Source organism: Pseudoxanthomonas sp. UC19_8 (assembly GCF_042700505.1).
GTDB lineage: Bacteria > Pseudomonadota > Gammaproteobacteria > Xanthomonadales > Xanthomonadaceae > Pseudoxanthomonas_A > Pseudoxanthomonas_A winnipegensis.
In genome coordinates this window covers 1,637,574-1,661,192 of sequence record NZ_CP170559.1, presented here as the reverse complement: position 1 = coordinate 1,661,192, position 23,619 = coordinate 1,637,574, and the positions used below count along the sequence as shown (strand labels likewise).

The window sequence follows — 23,619 nt, the reverse complement described above, 5'->3', positions numbered from 1 at the left end:
GCCGTCATCTGCCGCGGCCACGACAACGACGGGAGCGACAACCCCGACCGTCATTCCCGCGAAGGCGGGAATCCATGGACGTCCAAACGTCGCATCAACCGGGTTTGCCATCGCCGCGCGCCGCTGGACCTGCCGCACCGACATGTCACCCACACCCGACTGTCATCTGCCCGTCGTACTGCTGCAGCGCAGCGCCGATATCGTCGCTGGCCCTTGCATCTGCCCATCTCCCCATGACATCACGCCTCGCGCTCGCCTCGCGGCTGCCGGTGGTCCTGACCGTGCTGGCCGCGCCGCTGCACGCCCAGACCACCGACGGCGCCGCCGCCACCGATCCTTCCAAGCCCGCCGAGCTGTCGCAGATCGTGGTGTACGGCGACGGCGCCGTGCGCGCCGAGCAGACGGTCTCGGCCCAGGCCATCGACCTGCTGGCGCCGGGCAGCTCGCCGCTGAAGGCCATCGCCCGGCTGCCGGGCGTGGCGCTGCAGTCCTCCGATCCGTTCGGCACCTACGAGCTGGGCACGCGCCTGTCGGTGCGCGGCTTCAACCAGAGCCAGATGGGCTACACCCTGGATGGCGTGCCGCTGGGCGACATGTTCTACAACACCTGGAACGGCCTGCACATCAGCCGCGCCATCGCCGCCGAGAACATCGACCGGGTGGTATTCGCCCAGGGCGCCGGCGGGCTGGGCGTGGCCTCGACCAGCAACCTGGGCGGCAGCCTGCAGTTCTATTCGCGGCCGCTGGGGGACAAGGCCGGCGGCGAGGTGGCCGCGACCTATGGCAGCGATGCGACCACGCACGTCTTCGCCCGCGCCGAGACCGGCCAGCTGTCCACCGGCACGCGCCTGTCCATCTCCGGCGTGTACCACGACGCGGACAAGTGGAAGGGCAGCGGCACCCAGCCCGACCGCAAGCTCAACACCAAGTGGGAGCAGGAGATCGGCCGCGCCACGCTGACCACCTGGGTCAACTACTCGCTGCACCGCGAGCGCAACTACGCCGACCTCTCGCCGGCCACGCTGCGCACCATCGGCTACGACCTGGACTTCCTGGCGCCGGACTACGCCACGGCCATCCTGCTCTCGCAGGTCGATGCCAACCGCAAGGCCGCCGCGGCGCGCAAGCCGCTGCCATTCCCGTCGGCCGGCACGCAGTTCCCGGCGCCGTACAAGACCGTCAACGACACCTACTACGACAGCGGCGGCATCCGCCGCGACTGGCTGGGCGCCAGCACGCTGGAAGTGCCAGTGGGCGACTGGCTCAGCCTGAAGGGCACCTACTACCGCCACACCGACAAGGGCTCGGGCGGCATCTATACGCCGGCGGTGTTCAGCCCCGACGGCTTCCCGCTGTCGGTGCGCACCACCGAATACGGCGTGGACCGCGATGGCGCGCTGCTGGAGGCCACCGCCACGCTGGGCGCGCACAGCCTGCAGGCGACCTACTGGTACGAGGACAACCGCGGTTCGACCGATCGCAATTACTACGCGGCCAGTCTGACTCACCGCCCGGACGTGACCGACTTCCTGTCCAATCCGTTCCGCAGCGACTTCCTCACCGACCTCACCACCATCACCAACCAGGTCTCGCTGAGCGATCGCTGGTCGGTCAACGATCGGCTGACCATCGACGCCGGCTTCAAGGGCGCCAAGGTGCGCAACGGCATCGTCACTCGCGCCGGCACGCCGTTCATCAACGGCTATATCGAGGCCAAGGACTGGTTCCAGCCGCAGGTGGGCGCGGCCTGGCGCGTGGGCGGCAGCGAGTTCTTCGCCAACTATGCCGAGAACATGCGCGCCTTCCAGAGCTCGTTCCGCGGGCCGTTCGGCACCACCCAGGCCGGGTTCGAGGCGATCCGCGGCACGCTCAAGCCGGAGACCTCGCGCACGGTGGAAGGCGGCTGGCGCTTCGATGCCGATGCGCTGCGCGGTTCGCTGACGCTGTACCACGTCGAGTTCGAGAACCGCCTGCTGGCGGCCTTCAGCTCGGCCAACATCCTGGGCAATCCCAGCGTGCTGCAGAACGTGGGCAGCGTGACCAGCCAGGGCGTGGAGGCCGGTCTGACCTGGCGCATCGACCCGGCGCTGTCGCTGATCGGCTCCTATTCCTACAACGACAGCCAGTACGACGACGACACCGTCAACGGCACCACCACGGTACCCACGCGCGGCGTGCGGCCGGTGGACACCCCTGCGCAGTTGGCCAAGCTGGAGCTCAACTACGACGACGGCACGCTGTTCGGCAACCTGTCCGGCGCCTACACCTCCAAGCGCAACGTGACCTACACCGGCGATGTCACCACGCCGGGCTACACCCTGGTCGATGCGACGCTGGGCTACCGCCTCGCAGGCGGGATCTGGGACAACAGCGAGATCCAGCTCAACGCCACCAACCTGCTGGACAAGCGCTACATCGCCGCGCTGGGCTCGGGGCAGTTCTTCAACACCGCCGCCTCGCTCAACAACACCATGCAGGCCGGCGCGCCGCGACAGGTGTTCGTGACCCTGCGCAAGAAGTTCTAGGCTTCAGTCCGGCTGCCGCAGCCATTCCAGCCGGGTGGTCGCGCCGGCCTCGCCCAGGGCCTGCTGCAGTTGCGGCAGGGCCGGGGCGATGGCCTGCTCGAACTGCCAGGGGGCGTTGATCATCAGCATGCCGCTGCCGGCCAGGCGCAGCGGCGAATCGTCGGCGCGCACCTGCAGCTCGGCCAGCCAGACCGAACGCGCCGGCAGCGCCGCGGCCTTGCGCAGGAAGGGCTGCAGCGTGCGCCGCTGCTTGATCGGGTACCGGACCGCGAAGCTGGCGCCGGGCCAGCGGGTCAGGCCCTCGCGCACGGCGGCGATGATCTGCGGGTACTCGGCGTCCTGCGCCTCGTAGGGCGGGTCGATCAGCACCAGGCCGCGGCCGTACTTGACCTGGCCGATGCGCGGCGGCAGCAGGGCCTTGATCGCGCCGTAGCCGTCGCGCGCATGCACCGCCACGCGTGTGTCGCGGTGGAACAGCTCGCGCAGGGCCTGAGCCTCCTCGGGCTGCAGTTCGCAGGCGGCCAGGCGGTCGCCCTCGCGCAGGTGCTGGGCCACCAGCAGCGGCGAGCCGGGGTAGGCCACCAGCGCGCCGACCGGGTTGTGCGCCTGCACGGCGCGCAGATAGGCCTCGATGCTGGGGTGCAGCTGCGGCTGGCCGAACAGCTTGAACACCCCGTGCTCGGCCTCGGAGGTCTTGCGCGCCTCCGGCGAGGCCAGCAGGTAGTGGCCGCGCCCGGCGTGGGTGTCGAGCACGAAGTAGGGGCTGTCCTTGCGGTTCAGCGCCTCCAGCAGGTTGACCAGCACCATGTGCTTGAGCACGTCGGCATGGTTGCCGGCGTGGAAGGCGTGTCGATAGTTCATGCGCGCAAGGATAGAGCGCGCGGCAGGGCGCGGCTATGCTGGGCGGCATGCCCAAGGTTCTGGTCGTGGAAGACGAGCTCGCCATCGCCGACGCGGTGCTCTATGCGCTGCGCAGCGAAGGCCTGCAGGCCGAGCACGTGGCGCTGGCGCGCGAGGTGGCGCCGCGCGTGCGCGGCGGCGGCATCGACGTGGTAGTGCTGGACGTGGGCCTGCCCGACGGCAGCGGCTTCGAGGTGTGCCGGCAGCTGCGCGCCTTCAGCCAGGTGCCGGTGCTGTTCCTGACCGCGCGCAACGACGAGATCGACCGCGTGCTGGGCCTGGAGCTGGGCGCGGACGACTACGTGGCCAAGCCGTTCTCCCCGCGCGAGCTGGTCGCGCGCGTGCGCGCCCGCCTGCGCCGGCCGGCCAGCGCGGCGCCGACCGAGCGCGCGCAGGGCGCGTTCAGCATCGACGACGAAGGCCATCGCATCCGCTTCCGCGACCAGCCGCTGGACCTGACCCGCTACGAATACGCGCTGCTGGCCGCGCTACTGCAGCGGCCCGGCGCGATCCTCAGCCGCGCCCAGCTGATGGACCGCGGCTGGGACCGCGATGCCGACAGCGCCGATCGCACCGTGGACACGCACATCAAGACCCTGCGCGCCAAGCTGCGCGCGGCCGGCGCGCAGCCCGATCCGGTGCGCACGCATCGCGGGCTGGGCTATTCGCTGGAGCTGTAGCCGATGAAGCTGGGTCTGCGGCTGTTCCTCGGCTTCTTCCTGATCACCGGCCTGGCGGCGTTCTTCGTCATGCGCGTGTTCGTGGCCGAGGTCAAGCCGGGCGTGCGCCAGGCGATGGAGTCCACGCTGGTGGACACGGCCAACGTGCTGGCGGTGATGGCCGCCGACGACCTGGCCGCCGGGCGCATCGGCACGGGGCGGTTCGCGCGTGAGATGGACACCGCCTTCCAGCGCGAGGTCGATGCGCACATCTGGCAGATCCCGAAGAAGCGCATCGACTACCGGGTCAGCATCACCGACGCGCGCGGGGTGGTGGTGTTCGACTCGCGCGGGCAGGACCTGGGCCGCGACAACTCGCGCTGGAACGATGTCTACCGCACGCTGCGCGGCCAGTACGGCGCGCGCTCCAGCCCCGAGACGCCGGGCGATCAGGTGAACACCGTGATGCACGTGGCCGCGCCGATCTATGCGCCGGGCGATGCGTCGCGGCGGCTGATCGGCGTGCTCACGCTGTCCCAGCCCAACCGCACCTTCGAGCCGTTCATCGCCGCCAGCCAGCGCAGCATCCTGCGCCGCGGCGGTTGGCTGGTGGGGCTGTCGGTGCTGATCGGCGTGCTGATGACCTGGTGGCTGGCGCGTGGCATCGGCCGGCTCAACCGCTATGCGCAGGCGGTCAGCGCCGGCCTGCCGGTGGCGCCGCCCAAGCCGCGGCGCGATGAGATCGGCGACCTGGGCCAGGCACTGGAAACCATGCGCCGCAAGCTGGAGGGCAAGGACTACGTCGAGCAGTACGTGCAGTCGCTGACCCACGAGATGAAAAGCCCGCTGGCCGGCATCCGCGGCGCGGCCGAGCTGCTGCAGGAGCCGCTGCCGGAGGCCGAGCGCCAGCGCTTCGCGCGCAACATCCTGGACCAGCAGCAGCGCCTGACCGAGACCATCGACAAGCTGCTGGCGCTGGCCGAGGTCGAACAGCATGGCTGGCTGCAGACGCGCGCGCCGGTGGCGGTGGCAGAGCTGTTCGCGCAGGTGGCCGCGGCCATGGCGCCGCGCCTGCAGGCCGCGGAGGTGGCGCTGGAGGTGCAGGCCGAGGCGGGGCTGGTGGTGCAGGGCGATGCCTTCCTGCTGCGCCAGGCGCTGGCCAATCTGCTGGACAACGCGCTGGCGTTCTCGCCGCGGGGTGGGCGCATCGTCCTGTCGGCCGGTTCCGCCGAGGGCATGGTGGTGCTGCGCGTGCGCGATGCCGGGTCGGGCGTGCCGGACTATGCGTTGGCGCGGGTGTTCGAGCGGTTCTATTCGCTGCCCGCGCCGGGCAGTGGGCGCCGTGGTACCGGGCTGGGGCTGCCGTTCGTGCGCGAGGTGGTGCGGCTGCACGGGGGGCGGGTTGCGCTGTGGAACGGCGAGGAGGGTGGGGCGGTGGCGACGGTGGAGTTGCCTGTCGCTTGAGGGAGCGTTGAGCTGCGGCTGAGGGTCTTCGCGAAGAGCACCCCCTCCCGGCCTCCCCCTTGCGCTTCGCGCAAAGGGGAGGGGCAGGTCGCTTGCGCTGGTCGCGCGAAGGGGAGGGGCGAGGCGATCGCGTCAGGCGGGCTTGCGGAAGCGGTAGTGGCCGACCATCCACTCGCTGCCGCCGGCGTAGCCGAACAGCTCGGCGCAGGCCATCCAGAACATGCGCCAGCGCTGGTACCAGCGGGCCGCCTCGGACACGCCGTAGGTCTGGCGCATCAGGCCCATGATCTGGTCGCGGTGCGCGTCCTGGTTGGCCAGCCAGGCGTTGGCGGTCTTCTCGTAGTGCGTGCCGGGCAGCAGCCAGCGCTCCTCCAGGGTCAGCGCCTCCTGGAACTGCAGCAGCGTGTCGGCCGCCGGCATCAGCCCGCCGGTGAAGAAGTGCCGCCCCATCCAGTTGTCCTCGCCTTCGGTCTGGAACAGATAGGCCAGCTCGCGATGGCAGAAGATGTGCACGAACAGCTTGCCGCCCGGCTTGAGCCAGCCGTCCACGCGCCCCATCAGCGTCTGGTAGTTGCGCATGTGCTCGAACATCTCGATCGACACCACGCGGTCGAACATGCCCTGCGACAATTGCAGCGTATTGACGTCGCAGGTGATGACCTCGACGTTGAAGATTGCCCGCTCACGGCAGCGCGCCTCGATGAATTCCTTCTGCGGGCGCGAGTTGGAGACCGCGGTGATCATGGTCTTCGGATAGCGCTCGGCCATCCACAGCGTCAGCGACCCCCAGCCGCAGCCGAGCTCCAGGATGCGGCTGGCGTTGGCCAGATCGGCGCGCTCGCCGTACAGGCGCAGCATCTTCTCCTCGGCCTGGGTCAGCTCGGTGGTGTGTTCGTCCCACAGGCAGCTGCTGTACTTCAGGTGCTTGCCCAGGCACAGGCGGAAGAACTCCGGCGGGAGCTCGTAGTGCTGACGGTTGGCGGCCTGGGTCTCCACCGCGATGGCGTCCAGGCGCAGCGCGTCGAGCAGCGCCTGCTGGCGCTGGCGCACGGCCTCGGGACCGCCGCGGCGTTCTTCCTTCAGGCGCTGTGCGCACTGGCGACGGATGCCCAGGCGCAGCAGCGGATCGGGCAGGCGGCCGGATTCGGCCAGGCGCGTGGTAAGGCTTTCGCGCGAGGCATCGTGTTCGGGCAGGGGGCGGGCGGCGGACATCGGCAACTCCAGGGGGACTCAATGCGTGTGATGGGATCTGTAGCGAATGCGAGGCGCTAGGAAGTTCGGGTGCTGCGTCATGGGCCGCGCCTAAAGGACGGAGCGCTCAGTCGCCAAGGCCCCTCTACCGTCATTCCCGCGCACGCGGGAATCCAGGGACTTTCTGGCGGGAAAGCAAGGTCCATGGGTTCCCGCTTTCGCGGGAACGACGAGGTGTGGTTGGCAGCGCTCATCCCGAAATCCATGACGCCTACGCCTTCGGCGGACGCGGGAAGAAGGCGCTGACCCGGCGCTGATAGCGCGCATAGTCCTCGCCGCGACTGCGCAGCGACTGGGCCTCGGTGAAGGGGATGCCGGTGAGCCGATAGAGAAAGGCCAGCATCAGCACCGGGCCGCTGAAGGCGGCCAGCACCCAGCCCCACGGCAGCCCGACGGCCAGCAGCACGTAGGCGAACCAGTGCACCCACTCGAAGAAATAGTTGGGATGGCGCGACCAGGCCCACAGGCCGGCGTCGCAGGTGCGGCCCTTGTGCGCGGGATCGCGCTTCCACGCGGCCAGCTGGCGATCGGCCAGGCTTTCGCCGGCCAACGCCACCAGCCACACCGCGATCCCGGCCGCGGTCCAGGCCGAGAACGCGGCGCTGGGGTTGTGCGCCACGATCCAGAACGGCAGCGACAGCAGCACGATCATCAGCGCCTGGGCCAGGAAGAACAGCAGGAACTTGCCCTGGTGGTCGTGCCAGTGCTGGCGCAGATACGCGTAGCGGCCGTCCTCGTGCGCATCGCCGAACACGCGCCGGCCCAGATGCCAGGCCAGGCGCAGTCCCCAGGCCCCGCCCAGCAGCGCGACCAGCGAACGCGGCAGGGCCGCACCGTTCGCCGCAACGGCGTAGTACACCGCGCTGCCGGCCATGCCCGCGGCCCAGACCACGTCGACCACGCCGGCGTTGCGCGTGCGGCGCTGCCACAGCCAGGCCAGCAGCATCACCACCGCCGCCACCAGCAGCACGTACAGAATCAGCCAGCCGTTCATGCGCCTGCCAACACATAGGGGTATTGCACGGCGCGTGCGCCGGGCCGCGTCAGCCACAGCTGTACATCGCCGATGGAGCGCTCCAGGAAGCCGGCCTCGCAATAGGCCAGGTAGAACACCCACATGCGGATGAAACGCGCGTCGTAGCCCAGGGCGCGGACTTCGTCGAGCCGGCTGGTGAAGCGCGCGCGCCAGGCGCGCAGGGTCAGTGCGTAGCTGGGGCCGATGTCTTCCAGGTTGAACAGGCGCAGGTCGCTGGCCTTGGCCATCGCCCCGGTCATCGCCGCGACCGAGGGGATGAAGCTGCCCGGGAAGATGTGCCGCTTGATGAAGTCCACCGAATCGCGCGCTTGCGCATAGCGATGATCCTCGATGGTGATCGCCTGGATCAGCGCCTGGCCGTCGTGGGCCAGCAGGTCGCCGATCTTGGCGAAGTAGGTGTCCAGGTATTGATGGCCGATCGCCTCGATCATCTCGATCGAGACCAGCCGGTCGAAGCGGCCCTCCAGGTCGCGGTAGTCGCGCATCAGCAGGGTGATGCGGTCCTGCAGCCCGGCCTGCGCGATGCGCTGCGCGGCCAGGTCATGCTGCTCGCGCGAGATCGTGGTGGTGGTGACATGGCAGCCGTAGCGCCCGGCCGCATGCAGGGCAAAGCCGCCCCAGCCGGTGCCGATCTCCACCACCCGGTGCTGCGGTCCCAGCTGCAGCTTCTGGCAGATGCGGTCGAGCTTGCGCGTGGCGGCGACCTCCAGCGACTCGTCCTGGTCCTCGTAGATGGCCGAGGAGTACATCAGGTTCTCGTCCAGGAACAGCGCGAACAGCGCATTGCCCAGGTCGTAGTGCGCGGCGATGTTGCGCCGGCTGCCGCGGCGGGTGTTGCGTGAGCAGGCATGCAGCAGCTTCATCGCCGCGCCGCCCAGGCGCGCGGTGCCGCTGTCCATGGCGTCGAGCAGGTCGCGGTTGCGCACCAGCAGGCGCATCAGCGCGACCAGGTCGTCGCAGTCCCACAGCCCTTCCATCCAGGCCTCGCCCGCGCCGACGCTGCCGTTCAACGCGGCCATGCGCCAGAACGCCGGGTCGTGGACGCGCATGTGCGCGCTCAGCGGCGCCGGCTCGTCGACCTCGCAGTGGCCGAGCACGTGCATCTGGCCGGCCTCCTCGAGCACCAGCCGACCGCCGCGCAGCTGGCCCAGGGTGTCGAGCAGGCGGCGGCGCAGCAGGCGTTCGACGAACGAGCCGGAATCGGCCGGCGCGCTGGCGGCGGGCGTGGTGGACGCGTCGAGGCGGGTCATGGGGCGGCCCTCTTGTCGGGATGGTCGTGGACGGGATTGCCGCGCAGCCACAGGCGCAGCGCATGCCAATGGATGCCGACGATCACCTGCAGGGTCATCAGCGGATAGCGCAGCAGCGCCGCGGCCATGTGCCGGCCGCTCATCGGCCGGCGCCGCAGGCTCAGGGCGGCGTCGAAGCGACGCCCGCTGCCGCCCTGCGGATCGGGCGGGCACAGCACATCCATATGCACGCGCAGCGCCTGCCCCGGCACATCGAAGCGCCAGCGGTAGTCGTGTTCCATCGCCATGAACGGCGAGACATGGAAGCGCTTGTCGAAGCGCCACTGCAGGAACTCGCCATCGACCATGGCCTGCGCCACCGGCAGCACATAGGCATGGCGCTGCTTCCAAGGCGTGTTGGTGATCTGTGCCACCAGCGTCTCCAGCGTGCGGCCGTCGGCGGCGAAGCAGTAGTAGAACGTCACCGGATTGAAGCTGTAACCGAAGGTGCGCAGGTGGGTGAGCATGCGGATCGGGCCGCGCGGCCGCTGGCCGGTGCGCGCCTGCACCAGATCGCGCACCGCCTGATCCAGCGGCACCGCGGCATCGCCGAGGAAATCCGCGCGCCGGAACTCGACCACGTTGCGGCGCCCGCGCGACCACAGCCAGCGCCCGGCGAACACGCGGTCCAACTCGTCCAGGTCCAGATAGGCCATGAACAGCGGCCAGGTGAAGGCATGCGGCTTGGGTGCGTGGCGGCGATGGCGCACGCGGCCCACGTACAGCGCGCTGGCCAAGTCGTTCGGGGCGGCAGCGCGCTCGAAACCATCGGCGCGCGCACTGGCGTCGTGCACCTGGCCAGGGGCCGAAACCGTCTCGCGGGCGTGGCTCACGGCCATGGCGATCCCAGTGCGCGGGCCACGTCCAGTCCGCTGCGCAGCCCGTCCTCATGGAAGCCGAAGCCCCAGCCGGCACCCGCGTGCCACACCTGGCCGCGCCCCTGGATGCGCGGCAGCGCCGCCTGCGCGGCCACCGAGGCGGCGGTCTGGTGCGGATGGCGGTAGAGCATCCGGCGCAGCACGCGGGCCGGGTCGATGTGTGCGTCCTGGTTGAGGCTGACGATGAAGGGCACCGGCGCGTCCAGCGATTGCAGGGCGTTCATCCAGTAGCTCACCGTGCAGGTGTCGCCATCCTGCTCGGGCAGGCGCGCATTCCACGCGGCCCAGGCGCGCCGATCGCGCGGCAGCACGCGCGCGTCGGTATGCAGCACGGTGTCGTTGTCCTGGTAGGTGACCGCGCCGAGCACCGCGCGCTCCTCCTGGTCGGCGTCCTCCAGCAGCGCCAGCGCATCGTCGGCGTGGCAGGCCAGCACCACCGCATCGAAGTCCTGCTCGCCCGCGGCGGTCCACAGCCGTACCCCCTGCGCCTGGCGCTTGACGCCGTGCACGGGCGTGGCCAGCTGCACTTCCACACGCCAGGTTTGCTGCAGCGCCTGTACGTAGCGGTTCGAGCCGCCGCTGACCACGCGCCAGGGCGGGCGCCCGGTCAGCTGCAGCATGTGGTGGTTGTGCATGAAACGCACCAGATGCCGCATCGGGAAGTCGAGGATCGTCCTGGCCGGCGAGGACCACAGCGCCGAGGCCATCGGCACGATGTGCGCGTCGCGGAAGGTGGCCGAGTAGCCGTTCGCCGCCAGGTATTCGCCCAGCGTCGGTCCCGGCGCGGGCTCGGCCAGCACCTGCGGCGCCTGTCGGTAGAAGCGGCGCAGGTCGCCCAGCATCCGCCAGAACGTCGGGCTGGCCAGGTTACGCTTCTGGCAGAACAGGCCGGCCAGCGTGCCGGCGTTGTATTCCAGCCCGCTGCGCGCATCGCTGACCGAGAAGCTCATCGTGGTCGGCTGCGAGTCCACGCCCAGCGTGTCGAACAGGCGCGACAGCAGCGGGTAGTGGAGCGGATTGAACACGATGAAGCCGGTATCGACCGCATAGTGCCGCCCGTCGATCTCGATGTCGTGGGTGTGCGTATGCCCGCCCAGATAGTCGCCGGCCTCGAACAGCGTCACCTGATGACGCTGCGACAGTCCCCAGGCCGCGCCCATGCCGGCGATGCCGCCGCCGACCACCGCGATGCGGCTCATCGCGCGCCCCGCGTCCGGCGCAGCAGCCCCGGCGGCACCGGCTTGAGGTCGCGCACCAGGCCCATCCACGACATCAGCTTGAGCCCGTACCAGGTCAGGTCCACTTCCCACCACACGAAGCCTTGCCGTGCCGAGCCGGGGAAGTGATGGTGGTTGTTGTGCCAGCCCTCGCCGAAGGTCAGCAGCGCCAGCAGCGCGTTGTTGCGGCTGTCATCGCGCGTGTCGAAGCGGCGCGAGCCGAAGCGGTGCGCCAGCGAGTTGATCGTGACCGTGGCATGGAACAGCACCACCGTGGAGACGAAGAACCCCCACACCAGCAGCTGCGGCCCGTCGGTGTGCAGCGACGGCGCCCAGCGCTCCAGCGCCATGCCCAGCGCGAACAGCCCGGCGGCCAGCAGCACCGGCAGCAGCAGGTCGAAACGATCGATGAAGCGCAGCTCGGGGAAGCGGCGCAGATCCGGGATCGCGGTCCAGTCGGTGCGGAAACCGCGCGGGGTCAGGAACCAGCCCATGTGGCTCCACCAGAAGCCATGCTGGCGCGGCGAATGCGGATCGTCCGGCGTATCGGTGACCCGATGGTGGTGGCGATGGTGCGCGGCCCACCACAGCGGGCCACGCTGCACGCTCATCGCGCCCAGCGCGGCGAACGCTGCCTGCACCGGACGCGAGGTCTTGAACGCCTTGTGCGCGAAGTAGCGATGGTAGAAGGCGGTGATCGCGAACATGCGCGCCGCGTACAGCGCCACCGCGGTGCCGACGGCGAACCACGACCAGCCCACCCAGAACACGCCCAGGCACATCAGGTGCAGCACGATGAAGGGCACCGCACGCAGCCAGTCGATGCGGTCGGCGCGGGCCGCATCGAGCGGTGCGTCTTCGGCGGTGTCGAACCAGCGCCGCAGCGCCTGCCACCAGCGCGCGCGGGCGGCGGGCGGGGCAGGGGAGACGGGCGCATCGGCGAGGGCCGGGTCTGGCACGAAGACTCCTTCAGGCATTGCGTGAGGAGATGTACGTCGCACGCACCCTCCCGGATGCAGGGGTCAGCTGCCCAGCGTCAGCGCGGTGATGGCGCCCTTGGCGACGACCGGGCCGGTCGCCACGCCGCCCGGCGCGCCGCCAGGCGGTTCCATCGTGACCGCCAGCAGGGCGTCGGCACGCAGCAGCTTGCGCATCGGCTCGGGCAGGACATGCTCGACCGGATGCTCGGGATCCATCACGCCCATCGAGATCGGCTTGCCGCCCTTGGGGATGATCCACAGCTCGGGCACGCGCCCGTCCTGATGCATCGGCTGCATCGGCATGATGGTCATGCGGCCGTTGCGCGCGTCCATGGTCGCCACGTAGCCGGTGCTGCCGTCGTCCTGGGCCAGGGTGGAGACCATCTGCGGCATGCCGCTGGACGCGGGCGGCTGCTGCGCCACCGGCGGCGGCTGCGGGGCCGGCGGCACGCTGCGCAGGGTGGACACCAGCGCCAGCACCGCCACCACGGCGGTGGCCAGGCTGCCGATGCCGACGCTGCGCCACAGGCCCAGGTTGTTCCAGAAGCCGCTCGGCGCCGCCTTCGGCGCAGACGTCGCCGGCACGGGCTTGGCTTCCGGCAGCGCGAGGGCCGCGCGCAGGCGTGCCCAGACATAGTCGGGCACCGCGACCGGCTCCAGCTGTTCGAGCAACGGCGCCAGATGCGCTTCCCACTGCGCCACCTCGGCGGCGAAGGCCGGATCGTGGGCGATGCGCGCCTGCACCTGCGCCCGCTGCGCCTGGTCGAGTACGCCCAGCACGTACTCGCCGGCCAGCGGCCCGTGGCCGGGCGGATCCTGTTCGAAGGGTTCGGCGTGGGTGTTCATCGTTCCAGGCACGCCTTGAGCTTGGCCAGACTGCGGCGGATCCAGCTCTTCACCGTGCCCAGCGGGGTCTGGCTGCGCGTGGCCAGCTCCTCGTAGGTGCAGCCCTCGAAGAAGGCGGTGCGGATCAGGGTGCGCCGCTGCGGTTCCAGTTCCTCCAGGCAGACGTCCAGGCCGTGGGCCTGCAGGGCGGCGTCGGCGAGCTGTTCGGCGCCAGGCGTGTCGTCGATCAGCTCAGGCCCCAGATCGATGGGGACCGACTGACGCTCGTTGCGCCCGGCGCGCAGGCGGTCGATCGCGCGGTTGCGCGCCAGCATCGACAGCCAGGTCAACGCGCCGGCCTTGCCCGGATCGAACTGCACGGCCTTGCGCCAGACATTGGTATAGACCTCCTGCAGCACGTCCTCGGCCTCGCTGCGCTGGGTCAGCACGCGCAGGCACACGGCATACAGGCGCGGCGAGGTCGCCTTGTACAGGCGCTCGAACGCAAGATGGTCGCCGCGAGCCGTGGCCAGCAGCAGCTGGTCGGCGTCGTCGGCCAGGATGTCGCGTTCGGGGAAATCCGCCATGCGGCGCGCGTCTTCTGAAGAGAGGGCGGAAGGTGCCGCAGATCCTACGGGGCTTCCCGTCAATGCGGTCTCGACACGTTCACCCGGCCCTGTTGCGCTGCCACAGGAACAGCCCCGCCGCGGCGAGCAGGAGCAGCCATTCGCCCGCCACCAGCCCCAGGGTCGTGCCGCCCGGCAGCCCGTAGCGCGCGATGGCATAGGCACGCCAGGCCACGATGGGCGCATAGAAGAGCAGGGCCAGGACCAGGCCGTTGCGCGGCTGCCGGCTGCGCGCGAAATAGGCGAACAGCAACCCGATCCCGAACTCCATGCCGCCATAGACCGCCAGGAACTCGGTCTGCCCGGCCGGGGTGAGCGCGGTGAATCCCACCGCCTGCGCGGTGCTTTCCGGCGCCAGCGTGCACCACAGCGCCAGGGCGATGTAGAGCAGCGCGTTGAGCCACAGGTAGGCGTTGACCATGCCGCGTTTCCTCCGCAATCGGGGATGAGGTGAGGGCGCCGAGGGCGCGACACGCCGGCTGAGCAGGGCAGGCTCAATCCGCATGGCGCGCCTGCGGCGTCGTGTGGAGTGCGCAGCAAAGGATGCTGCACGCGTCCGGGAACCGCTTCAAGACGGGGAACATGGGGATCGGCTCCGGCTGCGATACCCGAAACTACGTCGCCCATGCGCGCGCGGATGCAGCGCGGTATCCCCAGACGGGCGCGCGCGGCATTGTGCGGTGGGTCACACCGTCGCGACACGCGGGTCTGAGACCTGGTCCAGCGCCGGAGACCAGCCGATGCAAGACGGACGCGGGTCGTGGCTGCCCACGCGCCTGGCCGCCGGCGATGCCGGCGCGCAGGTTTCATTGCGGCCGTTGAAGGCGGGCTGTCGTGGCGACAGGCGGCCGAACGGTTCTGCGCCGATCGTTTTTGATGCCAAAGCCGAGACGAAAACATCGGCTCACTCCACCTCCAGTCGCTTGAGAGCAGCGCTTCAAGCCAGCGCCCGCGCTAGAAAGTTGCGGACGACCGGGCTCGTTTCGCCGCGACGGGTGGCGAGCGCGAGCCGGATTACCAGCGCGGTATCGGCGAGGGGGCGAAAGACCACGCCCGCGATTGCGACCTGCGCCATGCTGGCCGGCACGAGCGCTACGCCCAGGCCAGTGGCGACGAAACTGACGATCGACGTGGTCTGCGGCGCTGTCTGGCCAAGGCGGGGCTCGATTCCCGCGGCCCGGAACGCGCCAATTACGGTGTCGTAAAGGGTGGGTCCCACCAGGCGCGGAAAGAGGAGTAAGGGGTCGTCCGCCAGGTGCGCCAAGGTGACCTCGGAATCTCCGGCGGCCGGATGCGAGGACGGGAGCGCCGCCAGCAGGGGCTCCTCCGCCACAGGCCGCAGCTCGAAATCCTCCAGTCCAAGCACGCCCGGACGCAAGAAGACGGCGTCGAGCGAGCCTTCGCGAAGTCCCACGGCCAAGCGGGTCGTGTTGGCTTCTTCCAGACGCACCTCGACCGCCGGATAGGCTGTGTGGAAGGTGCGGATGGCTGTGGGCACGATCGCGTTGAACGCGGAGGATGCCGTAAAGCCGATGCTCGACGCCCCCTCCTCACCACGCGCTGCGCGCCGTGCCGCGCGGCTGGCGTGCTCAGCCAGCGTCGGCATTGCTTCCACACCCTTCAGGAACGCCGCTCCGGCCGCCGTCAGTTCCGCGCCATGGGGGACGCGGCGAAACAGTTGGGCACCGACTTCGCGTTCGAGGCCACGGATCTGCGCGCTGAAGGGCGATTGGGCGATTCCGACTTTTTCGGCGGCGCGAGTGAAGTTCTTCTCGGCGACGAGGGCAAGAAAATAGCGGATGTGACGAAGCTCCATCGCTAGATGTTTAACGTCTTAAGAAGCCCTCGTCAATGTGTTGGATGTCTGAAAGCTGGGGGCCTAATCTGGGTTATCCAAAGGCGACACGCACGATGCCTCCAACCAGATCCTGGCGATTCATGCCCGCCACGCGGCCGGAGCGCTTTCTCAAGCCCCGGACGCAGATGCCGATGTCCTCATCTCGACCTTGCGGATGCGGCCGCACCGGCAGACAAGACGGCGGCGCGACGGTCGGCCTCTGATGCGCTGGAGCGCGCGGGAGGCGGATGTGCTCGCGTGCTTGGAAGTCCGTTCGGGGGACGTCCATTGCCGGCCCCGTCGCACGCCCCGACCGTTCAACATCTGAAGGAAATCGCGATGAAGACCGCACAGGAAGTCTATGCAGACCTTAGAGATTCCATCGGAGTCGACCTCAACACCGCGGTTTCCCTGACCGGACACGATCCGGTGACGCCATCGGTCCATCGAATTGGAGACGGCGCTGCCTCGGCCCTCGGCTTGTTGGGCGCCGCCATGAGCGGTCTTGGCGAGTTGAGGGGCGGGGCACGCCAGATCGTCACGATCGACGTCGAGGATGCGATCTCGCAGCTGATGGCGGTGTTCCTTACGACCGTGAACGGCGTGCCCGCCGAACGGCTTTTCGAGGACCCCTCCCTGTTTGCGGACAGCGACTTCTACCGTGCAGGCGACGGCCGATATGTCTATCTCCTGCTGACCTATCCGCACCTGCGGGCGCTGGCCTGCCAGGTGCTCGGTTGTCCCCCGTCACGTCGGCACTATGCCGACGCGATCGCGCGTTGGGACGCCTTCGTGTTGGAGGACGCCATCAGTGGGGCGGGGGGCACCTGCGTTGCCGTCCGGACCCAGGCGGAATGGCGCAGCCATCCCCAAGGGCGCTACCTCGCCGAGCGGCCGTTGATCGAGATCACCAGGATCGGCGACACGCAACCGTTGCCCCTGCCCGGGGAAAGGGCGGCGCTGCCTATGGAGGGATTGCGCGTCCTCGACAACACCCATGTCATCGCCGGGCCGATCGCGGCGCGATTGATGGCTGAACATGGAGCCGAGGTCCTTCATCTATCGACGCCGCGTTATCCCGACCCGCAGGCGATGCAGGTCGAGACCAATATCGGAAAGCGAAGCGCTTGGTGCGACCTCGACGAGCCAGCGGGACGCGCCGCATTTGAGCGGGTGCTGGGCGATGCCGACATCTATGTCGGCAGCTACCTTTCGCTCGATCGCAAGGGCTACGGGCCACTGGCGCTTGCCGAGCGCCGGCCGGGGATTGTCGTGCTCGATTTCCACTGCTGGGGCAAGGCAGGACCTTGGTCTCAACGCGGTGGGTTCGATCAGCTCGCCTGCGCCGCCACGGGTTTCTCGGCGGAGGAGGGCGCATTCGACGGCCCGCGCTTGCCGCCGACCTATCTGCTGAACGACTATCTGGCCGCGATCCTGGGGGCCGCCGGCGTGGCCGAAGCCCTTCGGCGGCGCGCGGTGGAAGGGGGCACCTACCATGTCCATCTCGACCTGGCGCGGGTCTGCATGTGGATCCAGGATCTTGGTCTGCTGTCCCGCGAGCAGGTGGTCGGCTTGCCGCCGCCCAATGCCGCCCGGCTGAAGGATCGATGCGTGCGCGTGCCAGGACCGTTTGGCGAAACGACGTACCTGCCGACCCGGATCAACTACTCCAACATTCGCCCGGTTCTCTCCCGTGGCGCCGAGCCTCTTGGCGCGTCCGCGTGTGCCTGGATAGGCAACTCAGCCAAGGCGCGGTGAATCCGTAGCGTCGGGGGTGTCGAGTGCGCGTGGAAGCAGTTCTTCGGCGAGGAAGCGCCCGAAGAGCCGATGCGGTTTCCGGGTACACCGACGCGGCACGGATCGCGATGCATCATTTAGCGCTCTTCAAAAGCCGCTGAGCGGCGTTCGGCTGCTGCTTGCATTGTCTCGCCGACATCGGCGGCCGCGGAAAGCTGTGCCTGTCAGGGCAGTTCGGGGCGAACGCTGAATGCTCTACGGCGTCCGGCAATCACGTGAAGACGGGGAGCCTGGCGATCGGGTGCGGCTGCGATATCAGAAACCGCCTCGCCCATGCGCGCGAATGCAGGGCGGCATCGTCCGACGCCGCCCTGCGGCGTTGTCCGATGGGCTTAGGGCATCGCGACGCGCGAGCCTGAGGCCCTGCGGACACCGAGGGACGAGACGATGCGACACGGATGCGCACTGTTGTTGTTGCTGCTGGGTCTGGCCGCCGGCGATGCCGGGGCACAGGCGATCTATCGCTGCGCCGCCGCGCAGGGCGCAGCCTACCAGGAGGCGCCCTGTGCCGGCCTTCCGCTGCAGACCTGGGCGCGGGCCGAGCTGGTCGCCGTGCCGGGCCCGCGCCTGGAGCGGGACGAGGCGCAGCGCAGGATCGAGACGACGCGCGAGGCCTGGCAGGCCTCGCTGACCCAGGCGGAATCTCGCGCCGCATCGCGCGTGCGTTTCTCGCGTGGCGCCAGGTCGAGGCCGGCGCCGATGCGCATCCCGCGGGCCGATGCCTGCGCGCGTGCCCGCGCGGCGCGGGCGGCGGCCCATGCCCGCCGCGGCCTGCACTGGTCCTTCGACGATGCCTCGCGCTGGGATGCGGCGGTGTTCAAGGTCTGCCGCTGGGGCTGAAGCAAAACGGCCCGCCGCGCGGCCCTTGGGGGCACACGCGGCGGGCCGCAGCGTTCACGCCTTCGGGCTTCAGTGCAGGCCCGGCACTTCGTTGGGGCGCAGGTCGAACACCAGCACCTCGGCGCCGCGGCCATTGGCCAGGGTCAGCGTGCCGGCATCGCGCACGCGCACGCCGTCGCCTTCGTTCAAGGCCTGTCCGTCGAGCTCGATCGAGCCGCGGGCCACATGCACATAGGCGCGGCGGTCATCGCCCAGCGTCAGCGAGGCGCGCTCCTCGCCGTCGAACAGGCCGGCGTAGACGCGCGCATCCTGGCGGATCTCCAGCGAACCCTGCGCGCCATCGGGCGAGATGATCAGCCGCAGCTGGCCGCGCTTCTCGGCTTCCGGGAAGGACTTCTCCTGGTAGCGCGGCGGCGCGCCGGTCACGTTGGGCACGATCCAGATCTGCAGGAAGTGCACCTTCTCCCGGTCCGAGCCGTTGAACTCGCTGTGCGTCACGCCGGAGCCGGCGCTCATCAGCTGCACGTCGCCCGGGCGGATCACCGAGCCGCTGCCCATCGAGTCCTTGTGCGCCAGTGCGCCTTCCAGCACGTAGGAGAAGATCTCCATGTCGCGGTGCGGATGGGTGCCGAAGCCCTGGCCCGGGGCGACGCGATCGTCGTTGATCACGCGCAGGTCCGAGAAGCCGATGAACTGCGGGTTGTAGTAGTGGCCGAAGGAGAAGGTATGACGCGAGTTGAGCCAACCGTGGTTGGCGACGCCGCGCTTGTCGGCCCGGATGATGTCGTGCATGGGGTACTCCTGGCGGGGTGTTCGGGATGGGGCGGTGGGGCCTGGCCTCACCGTGCGAGCATCCTACTGTCGCCTGGTGGTGCTATAAATCCGTCTTGGATGGAAATACTGTCAACCAAGAGATGACAATAAACGCCCTCGAAGATATGCGCGTATTCCAGGAGGTGGTGGACGCCGGCAGCTTCACTGCCGCGGCCGAGCGCGTGGGCACCTCCAAGCAGCTGGTCAGCCGGCGCATCGCCGCGCTGGAGGCCCGGCTGGGCGTGCGCCTGCTCAACCGCACCACGCGCCGGCTGAGTCCCACGCCACTGGGCCTGGCCTATCTGGAGCATGCGCGCGAGATCGTCGCCGCCGTCGACCAGGCCGAGATGGCCATCTGCCAGCAGGGCGGGGCGCGTCCGCGCGGCACCTTGCGCGTTAGCGCGCCGATGTCCTTCGGCACCCTGCATCTGGGGCCGGTGCTGCCGGCCTTCATCGCCGACTATCCCGAGGTCAGCGTGGAGCTGGACCTCAGCGATCGCGCGGTCGACCTGGTGGGCGAGGGCTTCGACGTGGCGCTGCGCATCGGCGCGGTGGCCGAGTCCACGCTGGTGGCCCGGCGCCTGGGCGCGCTGCGCATGGTCACCTGCGCCAGTCCCGACTACCTGCAGCGCGCTGGCACGCCGCACCAGCCCACCCAATTGCGCGAACACGCCTGCCTGCTCTACGGCCACGGCCGCACCAGCCAATGGCATTACCTGCGCGAAGGCCGCGCCCTGGCGGTGGAGGTCTCCGGCCGCCTGCACGCCAACAACGGCGAAGTACTGGTGCAGGCCGCGCTCGCCGGCCACGGCCTGGTCCATCTGCCGGCCTTCCTGCTCGACGATTGCCTGGCCGATGGCCGGCTGGTCCCGGTGCTGGAGGCGTTCGAACCGGCCCCCATCGCGATGAACGCCCTCTATCCCCAGCACCGCCAGGCCTCGCTGCTGGTGCGCGCCTTCGTCGACTTCCTCGTCGAACGCTTCGCCCCGGCTCACACCTCCGCGCCGTAAGCCGCGCCCCGGTTCAATCGGCTCGAGCCGGTTCAACCGACACAAGCAATCAACGCGCGTGAGCCGCTCTTCCCCCTCCTTTTCGCCGAAGCCGAAGGGGAGGGCCGGGGAGGGGTCGCTCTTCGCGAAGAGCCTCAACCCCCTCCCAACCTCCCCCTTGCGCGTTCGCGCAAAGGGGAGGGGCAGATCCCGAAGCAGCTGGACACGTGCGGCAAATGGGTGGGCGACAGAGGCTTCTGCCCCCTCCCTTTCGCCGCAGGCGAAGGGGAGGGCTGGGGAGGGGTGCTCTTCGCGGGGAGCCTGCTGCCTCCAGCTCCGGCGCTTTGCCGTGGCTGCGGGTATCCGCGTCCAAGCCAGGCCATGCCGCGACCTGAGCCAACCCCCTCCCGGCCTCCCCCTGCTGCGCAAGGGGAGGGGCAGAGCCTGAGGTCTTAGAGCTCACTGCTAGGCGGCCGGCGGGCTTACCGCGGACCCAAGGGTAAGCCTGCCGGCTCAAAGCTAAGCCGCTCGCCTCAAAGCTGTGCGCGCAGGCTCGATGCCAAGCCCGCCGGCTCAGCCCTGAGCCTGCGCCTCTCCCACCTTCGGCTCGCGCCGCAGTCCGCGCACCAGCACGAAGAACAGCGGCACCAGCAGCACCGCCAGGATCGTGCCGGAGAGCATGCCGCCGATCACGCTGATGCCGATCTCGCGGCGGCTGGCCGCGCCGGCGCCGGTGGCGACGGCCAGCGGGATCACGCCGGCGACGAAGGCCAGCGAGGTCATCACGATCGGACGCAGGCGCAGGCGCGCGCCTTCCAGCGCGGCGGCCATCGGCGTGCGGCCGGCCTTCTGCTCGGCCTCGGCGAACTCGACGATCAGGATCGCGTTCTTGGCCGACAGCCCGATCGTGGTCAGCAGGCCCACCTGGAAATAGATGTCGTTGGTGAACCCGGCCAGCGTGGTCGCCACCACCGTGCCCATCACGCCCAGCGGGATCACCATCAGCACCGCCGCCGGGATCGACCAGCTCTCGTAGAGCGCGGCCAGGCACAGGAAGATGAAGGCGATCGAGGCCGCGTACAGGTACAGCGTCTGGTTGCTCGACAGCCGCTCCTGGTAGGACAGCCCGCTCCACTGCAGGTCGAAGCCCGGCTGCTGGTCCACCAGCGCCTGCATCCGGTCCATCGCCTCGCCCGAGCTGCGGCCCTCGGCCGCGCTGCCCTGCAGCTGCAGCGCCGAGAGCCCGTTGAAGCGCTGCAGCAGCTGCGGGCCGCGCGTCCAGTGGCTGCTGGCGAAGCTGGAGAACGGCGCCATCTGGCCGTTGTCGCCGCGCACGTACCACTGGCCCAGGTCTTCCGGCACGGCGCGATAGGGCGCATCGCCCTGGATGTAGACGCGCTTGACCCGGCCGCGGTCGATGAAGTCGTTGACGTAGGTGCCGCCCCAGGCCGCCGACAGGGTGGCGTTGATGTCCGACTGGGACAGGCCCAGCGCGCCAGCCTGCGCGTGGTCGATGTCCAGCTGCAGCTGGGCCTTGTCGCCCAGGCCGTTCAGACGCACCGAGGTCAGCGCCGGATCGTCGCCGGCCTGTTCCAGCACCGTGCGCTGCGCCTGGTCGAGGGCATCGCGCCCCTTGCCCTGCGCATCGCGCATCCACAGCTCGAAGCCGCTGGACTGGCCCAGGCCGCGCACGGCCGGCGGCGCGAGCACGTTGATCCGTGCGTCCTCATGAGCGCGGAAATACTTGTTGGCCCGCTCGATGATCGCCGCGGCGGTGTTGTGGCGGTCGCGCTCGCCCCAGGGCGTCAGCGACAAAAAGCCCTGGCCCGCGTTCTGGCCGATGCCGGCGTTGTTGCGGCCCACCACCAGAAACACCGCCTCGACGTTGGCCTTTTCCTTTTCCAGGAAGTACTCGCTGATGCGATGGGCCAGCGCCTCGGTGGTGGCCATGGGCGTGCCTTCGGGCGTGGTGAACTGCACCGACAGCTGGCCCTGGTCCTCCACCGGCAGGAAGCTGGTCGGCATGCGCAGATAGAGCACGGCCATGACCACCACCACCACCGCGTACAGCGCCATCCAGCGCTTCGGACGGGTCAGCAGCACGCCCAGCCGGCGCTGGTAAGCGTGCTGGCTGCGCTCGACGCTGCGGTTGAACCACTGGAAGAACCGCCCCGGCCTGCGCTCTTTCTCCACCGGCTTGAGCAAGGTGGCGCACAGGGCCGGCGTCAGGGTCAGCGCGACCAGCGCCGACAGCGCCATGGCCGAGGCGATGGTGATCGAGAACTGCCGATAGATGATGCCGGTGGAGCCGCCGAACAGCGCCATCGGCAGGAACACCGCGCCCAGCACTACGGTGATGCCGACCAGCGCGCCGGTGATCTCGCCCATCGACTTCTCGGTGGCCTCCAGCGGCGGCAGGTGTTCCTCGTGCATGATCCGCTCGACGTTCTCCACCACCACGATGGCATCGTCCACCAGCAGGCCGATGGCCAGCACCATGGCGAACAGGGTCAGCGTGTTGATGGTGAAGCCGGTCAGCGCCAGCACGCCGAAGGTGCCCAGCAGCACCACCGGCACGGTGATCGCCGGGATCAGGGTGGCGCGCGCGTTCTGCAGGAACAGGTACATCACCACGACCACCAGCACGATGGCCTCGATCAGCGTGTGCACCACGCCTTCCACCGACACGCGCACGAAGGGCGTGTTGTCGCGCGGGTAGGCCACCTCCACGCCGGGCGGGAAGGTGGGCTTGAGCCGCTCGATCTCCGCGCGCACCGCATCGGCGGTCTCCAGCGCGTTGGCGCCGGAGGCCAGCGACACCGAAAAGCCCGAGCCGGGATAGCCGTTGAGGAAGCTGCTGTTCTGGTAGTTCTCCGCCCCGATCTCCACCCGCGCCACATCGCCCAGGCGCACGCTGGCGCCGCTGGGCAGGGTGGTCAGGATGATCTGGCGGAACTGCTCGGGCGTCTGCAGGCGCGACTGCGCCGTGACCGTGGCGTTCAGCGACTGCCCGTCGATGGCGGGCAGGGCGCCCAGCTCGCCGGCGGTGACCTGGGTGTTCTGCGCCTGGATCGCGGCGCGCACGTCGCTGGGCATCAGCCGGTAGGCGTTGAGCCGGTGCGGGTCCAGCCAGACGCGCATGGCGTACTGCGCGCCGAAAACGTTGATCTCGCCCACGCCGTTGATGCGGCTGATCGGATCCTGCAGCGTGCTGACCAGAAAGTCGGCCACGTCCACGCGCGTCATCTTGCGCGTGGTGTCGTACAGCGCGACCACCATCAGGCTGTCGCCTTGCGACTTGGACACCGTGATGCCCTGCTGCTGCACTTCCTGCGGCAGGCGGTTGATGGCCTGGTTGACCGCGTTCTGCACCTGGACCTGGGCGATGTCCGGATCGGCGCGCTGGTCGAAGGTCACGCTGATGCGCGACTGGCCCGAGGACGAGCTGGACGAGGAGAAGTACAGCAGATGATCGATGCCCTTGAGCTGCTGCTCGATCACCTGGGTGACGCTGTCCTCCACCGTCTTGGCCGAGGCGCCGGTGTAGTTGGCCGCGATGTTGACCTGCGGCGGGGCGATGTCCGGATACTGCTCGACCGGCAGGGTGGCGATGGCGATCGCACCCATCGCCATGATGCAGATGGCCAGCACCCACGCGAAGATGGGCCGGTGGATGAAGAAGCGCGGCAGCAT

At 69.5% G+C, this 23,619-nt stretch carries 19 protein-coding genes; 6 read left to right on the top strand and 13 right to left on the bottom strand.

All coding sequences use genetic code 11. The features are described 5' to 3' along the window. Positions 1-233 precede the first annotated feature (233 nt). Complete coding sequence (locus ACFJIT_RS07220) at positions 234-2,525, top strand: TonB-dependent receptor (protein ID WP_379655434.1); 2,292 nt, start codon at positions 234-236, stop codon at positions 2,523-2,525. Between the two features lie 3 nt (positions 2,526-2,528). Here the strand turns inward: ACFJIT_RS07220 and ACFJIT_RS07215 are convergent, their stop codons facing one another. Further along, on the bottom strand, positions 2,529-3,386 hold the full coding sequence (locus ACFJIT_RS07215) for a 23S rRNA (adenine(2030)-N(6))-methyltransferase RlmJ (RefSeq protein WP_379655433.1): 858 nt from the start codon (positions 3,384-3,386) through the stop codon (positions 2,529-2,531). 35 nt (positions 3,387-3,421) lie between these two features. Here ACFJIT_RS07215 and creB point away from each other — a divergent pair, with 35 nt between their 5' ends. Both creB and creC read left to right on the top strand, forming a co-directional pair. Beyond that, positions 3,422-4,105: a two-component system response regulator CreB gene (gene creB, locus ACFJIT_RS07210; protein ID WP_379655432.1), complete on the top strand. Its 684-nt coding sequence runs from the start codon at positions 3,422-3,424 to the stop codon at positions 4,103-4,105. Positions 4,106-4,108: 3 nt separating this feature from the next. Continuing rightward, a complete protein-coding gene (gene creC / locus ACFJIT_RS07205; protein ID WP_379655431.1) occupies positions 4,109-5,548 on the top strand; it encodes a two-component system sensor histidine kinase CreC in 1,440 nt (479 codons plus the stop codon). A 132-nt stretch (positions 5,549-5,680) separates the two neighbouring features. Here the strand turns inward: creC and ACFJIT_RS07200 are convergent, their stop codons facing one another. The 10 genes from ACFJIT_RS07200 to ACFJIT_RS07155 form a co-directional block, all read right to left on the bottom strand. Continuing rightward, a complete protein-coding gene (locus ACFJIT_RS07200) occupies positions 5,681-6,760 on the bottom strand; it encodes an SAM-dependent methyltransferase (protein ID WP_379655430.1) in 1,080 nt (359 codons plus the stop codon). 250 nt (positions 6,761-7,010) lie between these two features. Beyond that, the gene (locus ACFJIT_RS07195; RefSeq protein WP_379655429.1) at positions 7,011-7,793 is read right to left on the bottom strand and encodes a DUF1295 domain-containing protein; all 783 of its coding nucleotides are present in this window, start codon (positions 7,791-7,793) and stop codon (positions 7,011-7,013) included. After that, positions 7,790-9,085 (bottom strand): class I SAM-dependent methyltransferase, encoded by a 1,296-nt coding sequence (locus tag ACFJIT_RS07190; RefSeq protein ID WP_379655428.1) that lies wholly within the window; start codon positions 9,083-9,085, stop codon positions 7,790-7,792. Before ACFJIT_RS07190 ends, ACFJIT_RS07195 begins: the two co-directional genes overlap by 4 nt. Next, positions 9,082-9,963 carry a DUF1365 domain-containing protein gene (locus ACFJIT_RS07185; RefSeq protein ID WP_379655427.1) on the bottom strand — a complete coding sequence of 294 codons (882 nt, stop codon included), beginning with the start codon at positions 9,961-9,963 and terminating at the stop codon, positions 9,082-9,084. The genes ACFJIT_RS07190 and ACFJIT_RS07185 overlap by 4 nt, the downstream gene beginning before the upstream one ends. After that, a complete protein-coding gene (locus ACFJIT_RS07180) occupies positions 9,954-11,201 on the bottom strand; it encodes an NAD(P)/FAD-dependent oxidoreductase (protein WP_379655426.1) in 1,248 nt (415 codons plus the stop codon). Before ACFJIT_RS07180 ends, ACFJIT_RS07185 begins: the two co-directional genes overlap by 10 nt. After that, positions 11,198-12,196 (bottom strand): acyl-CoA desaturase, encoded by a 999-nt coding sequence (locus tag ACFJIT_RS07175; protein ID WP_379655425.1) that lies wholly within the window; start codon positions 12,194-12,196, stop codon positions 11,198-11,200. Before ACFJIT_RS07175 ends, ACFJIT_RS07180 begins: the two co-directional genes overlap by 4 nt. A 45-nt stretch (positions 12,197-12,241) precedes the next feature. After that, positions 12,242-13,045 carry an anti-sigma factor domain-containing protein gene (locus tag ACFJIT_RS07170; protein WP_379655424.1) on the bottom strand — a complete coding sequence of 268 codons (804 nt, stop codon included), beginning with the start codon at positions 13,043-13,045 and terminating at the stop codon, positions 12,242-12,244. Then, positions 13,042-13,611 carry a sigma-70 family RNA polymerase sigma factor gene (locus ACFJIT_RS07165; RefSeq protein WP_130518502.1) on the bottom strand — a complete coding sequence of 190 codons (570 nt, stop codon included), beginning with the start codon at positions 13,609-13,611 and terminating at the stop codon, positions 13,042-13,044. The genes ACFJIT_RS07170 and ACFJIT_RS07165 overlap by 4 nt, the downstream gene beginning before the upstream one ends. 79 nt (positions 13,612-13,690) lie before the next feature. Next, positions 13,691-14,071: a DUF4345 family protein gene (locus ACFJIT_RS07160; RefSeq protein ID WP_340649991.1), complete on the bottom strand. Its 381-nt coding sequence runs from the start codon at positions 14,069-14,071 to the stop codon at positions 13,691-13,693. 516 nt (positions 14,072-14,587) lie between these two features. Next, positions 14,588-15,466: a LysR family transcriptional regulator gene (locus tag ACFJIT_RS07155; protein ID WP_379655423.1), complete on the bottom strand. Its 879-nt coding sequence runs from the start codon at positions 15,464-15,466 to the stop codon at positions 14,588-14,590. Positions 15,467-15,826: 360 nt separating this feature from the next. Here ACFJIT_RS07155 and ACFJIT_RS07150 point away from each other — a divergent pair, with 360 nt between their 5' ends. Both ACFJIT_RS07150 and ACFJIT_RS07145 read left to right on the top strand, forming a co-directional pair. After that, the gene (locus ACFJIT_RS07150; protein ID WP_379655422.1) at positions 15,827-17,245 is read left to right on the top strand and encodes a CoA transferase; all 1,419 of its coding nucleotides are present in this window, start codon (positions 15,827-15,829) and stop codon (positions 17,243-17,245) included. 447 nt (positions 17,246-17,692) lie between these two features. Next, a complete protein-coding gene (locus ACFJIT_RS07145) occupies positions 17,693-18,124 on the top strand; it encodes a hypothetical protein (protein ID WP_379655421.1) in 432 nt (143 codons plus the stop codon). A gap of 69 nt (positions 18,125-18,193) precedes the next feature. Here ACFJIT_RS07145 and ACFJIT_RS07140 read toward each other — a convergent pair whose 3' ends face one another. Then, positions 18,194-18,916, bottom strand: coding sequence for a pirin family protein (locus ACFJIT_RS07140; RefSeq protein WP_379655420.1), 723 nt, complete (start codon positions 18,914-18,916; stop codon positions 18,194-18,196). Between the two features lie 146 nt (positions 18,917-19,062). Here ACFJIT_RS07140 and ACFJIT_RS07135 point away from each other — a divergent pair, with 146 nt between their 5' ends. Beyond that, positions 19,063-19,947, top strand: coding sequence for a LysR family transcriptional regulator (locus ACFJIT_RS07135; protein ID WP_379655419.1), 885 nt, complete (start codon positions 19,063-19,065; stop codon positions 19,945-19,947). Between the two features lie 552 nt (positions 19,948-20,499). Here ACFJIT_RS07135 and ACFJIT_RS07130 read toward each other — a convergent pair. Next, positions 20,500-23,619, bottom strand: a complete 3,120-nt coding sequence (locus tag ACFJIT_RS07130) for an efflux RND transporter permease subunit (RefSeq protein ID WP_379655418.1) — start codon at positions 23,617-23,619, stop codon at positions 20,500-20,502.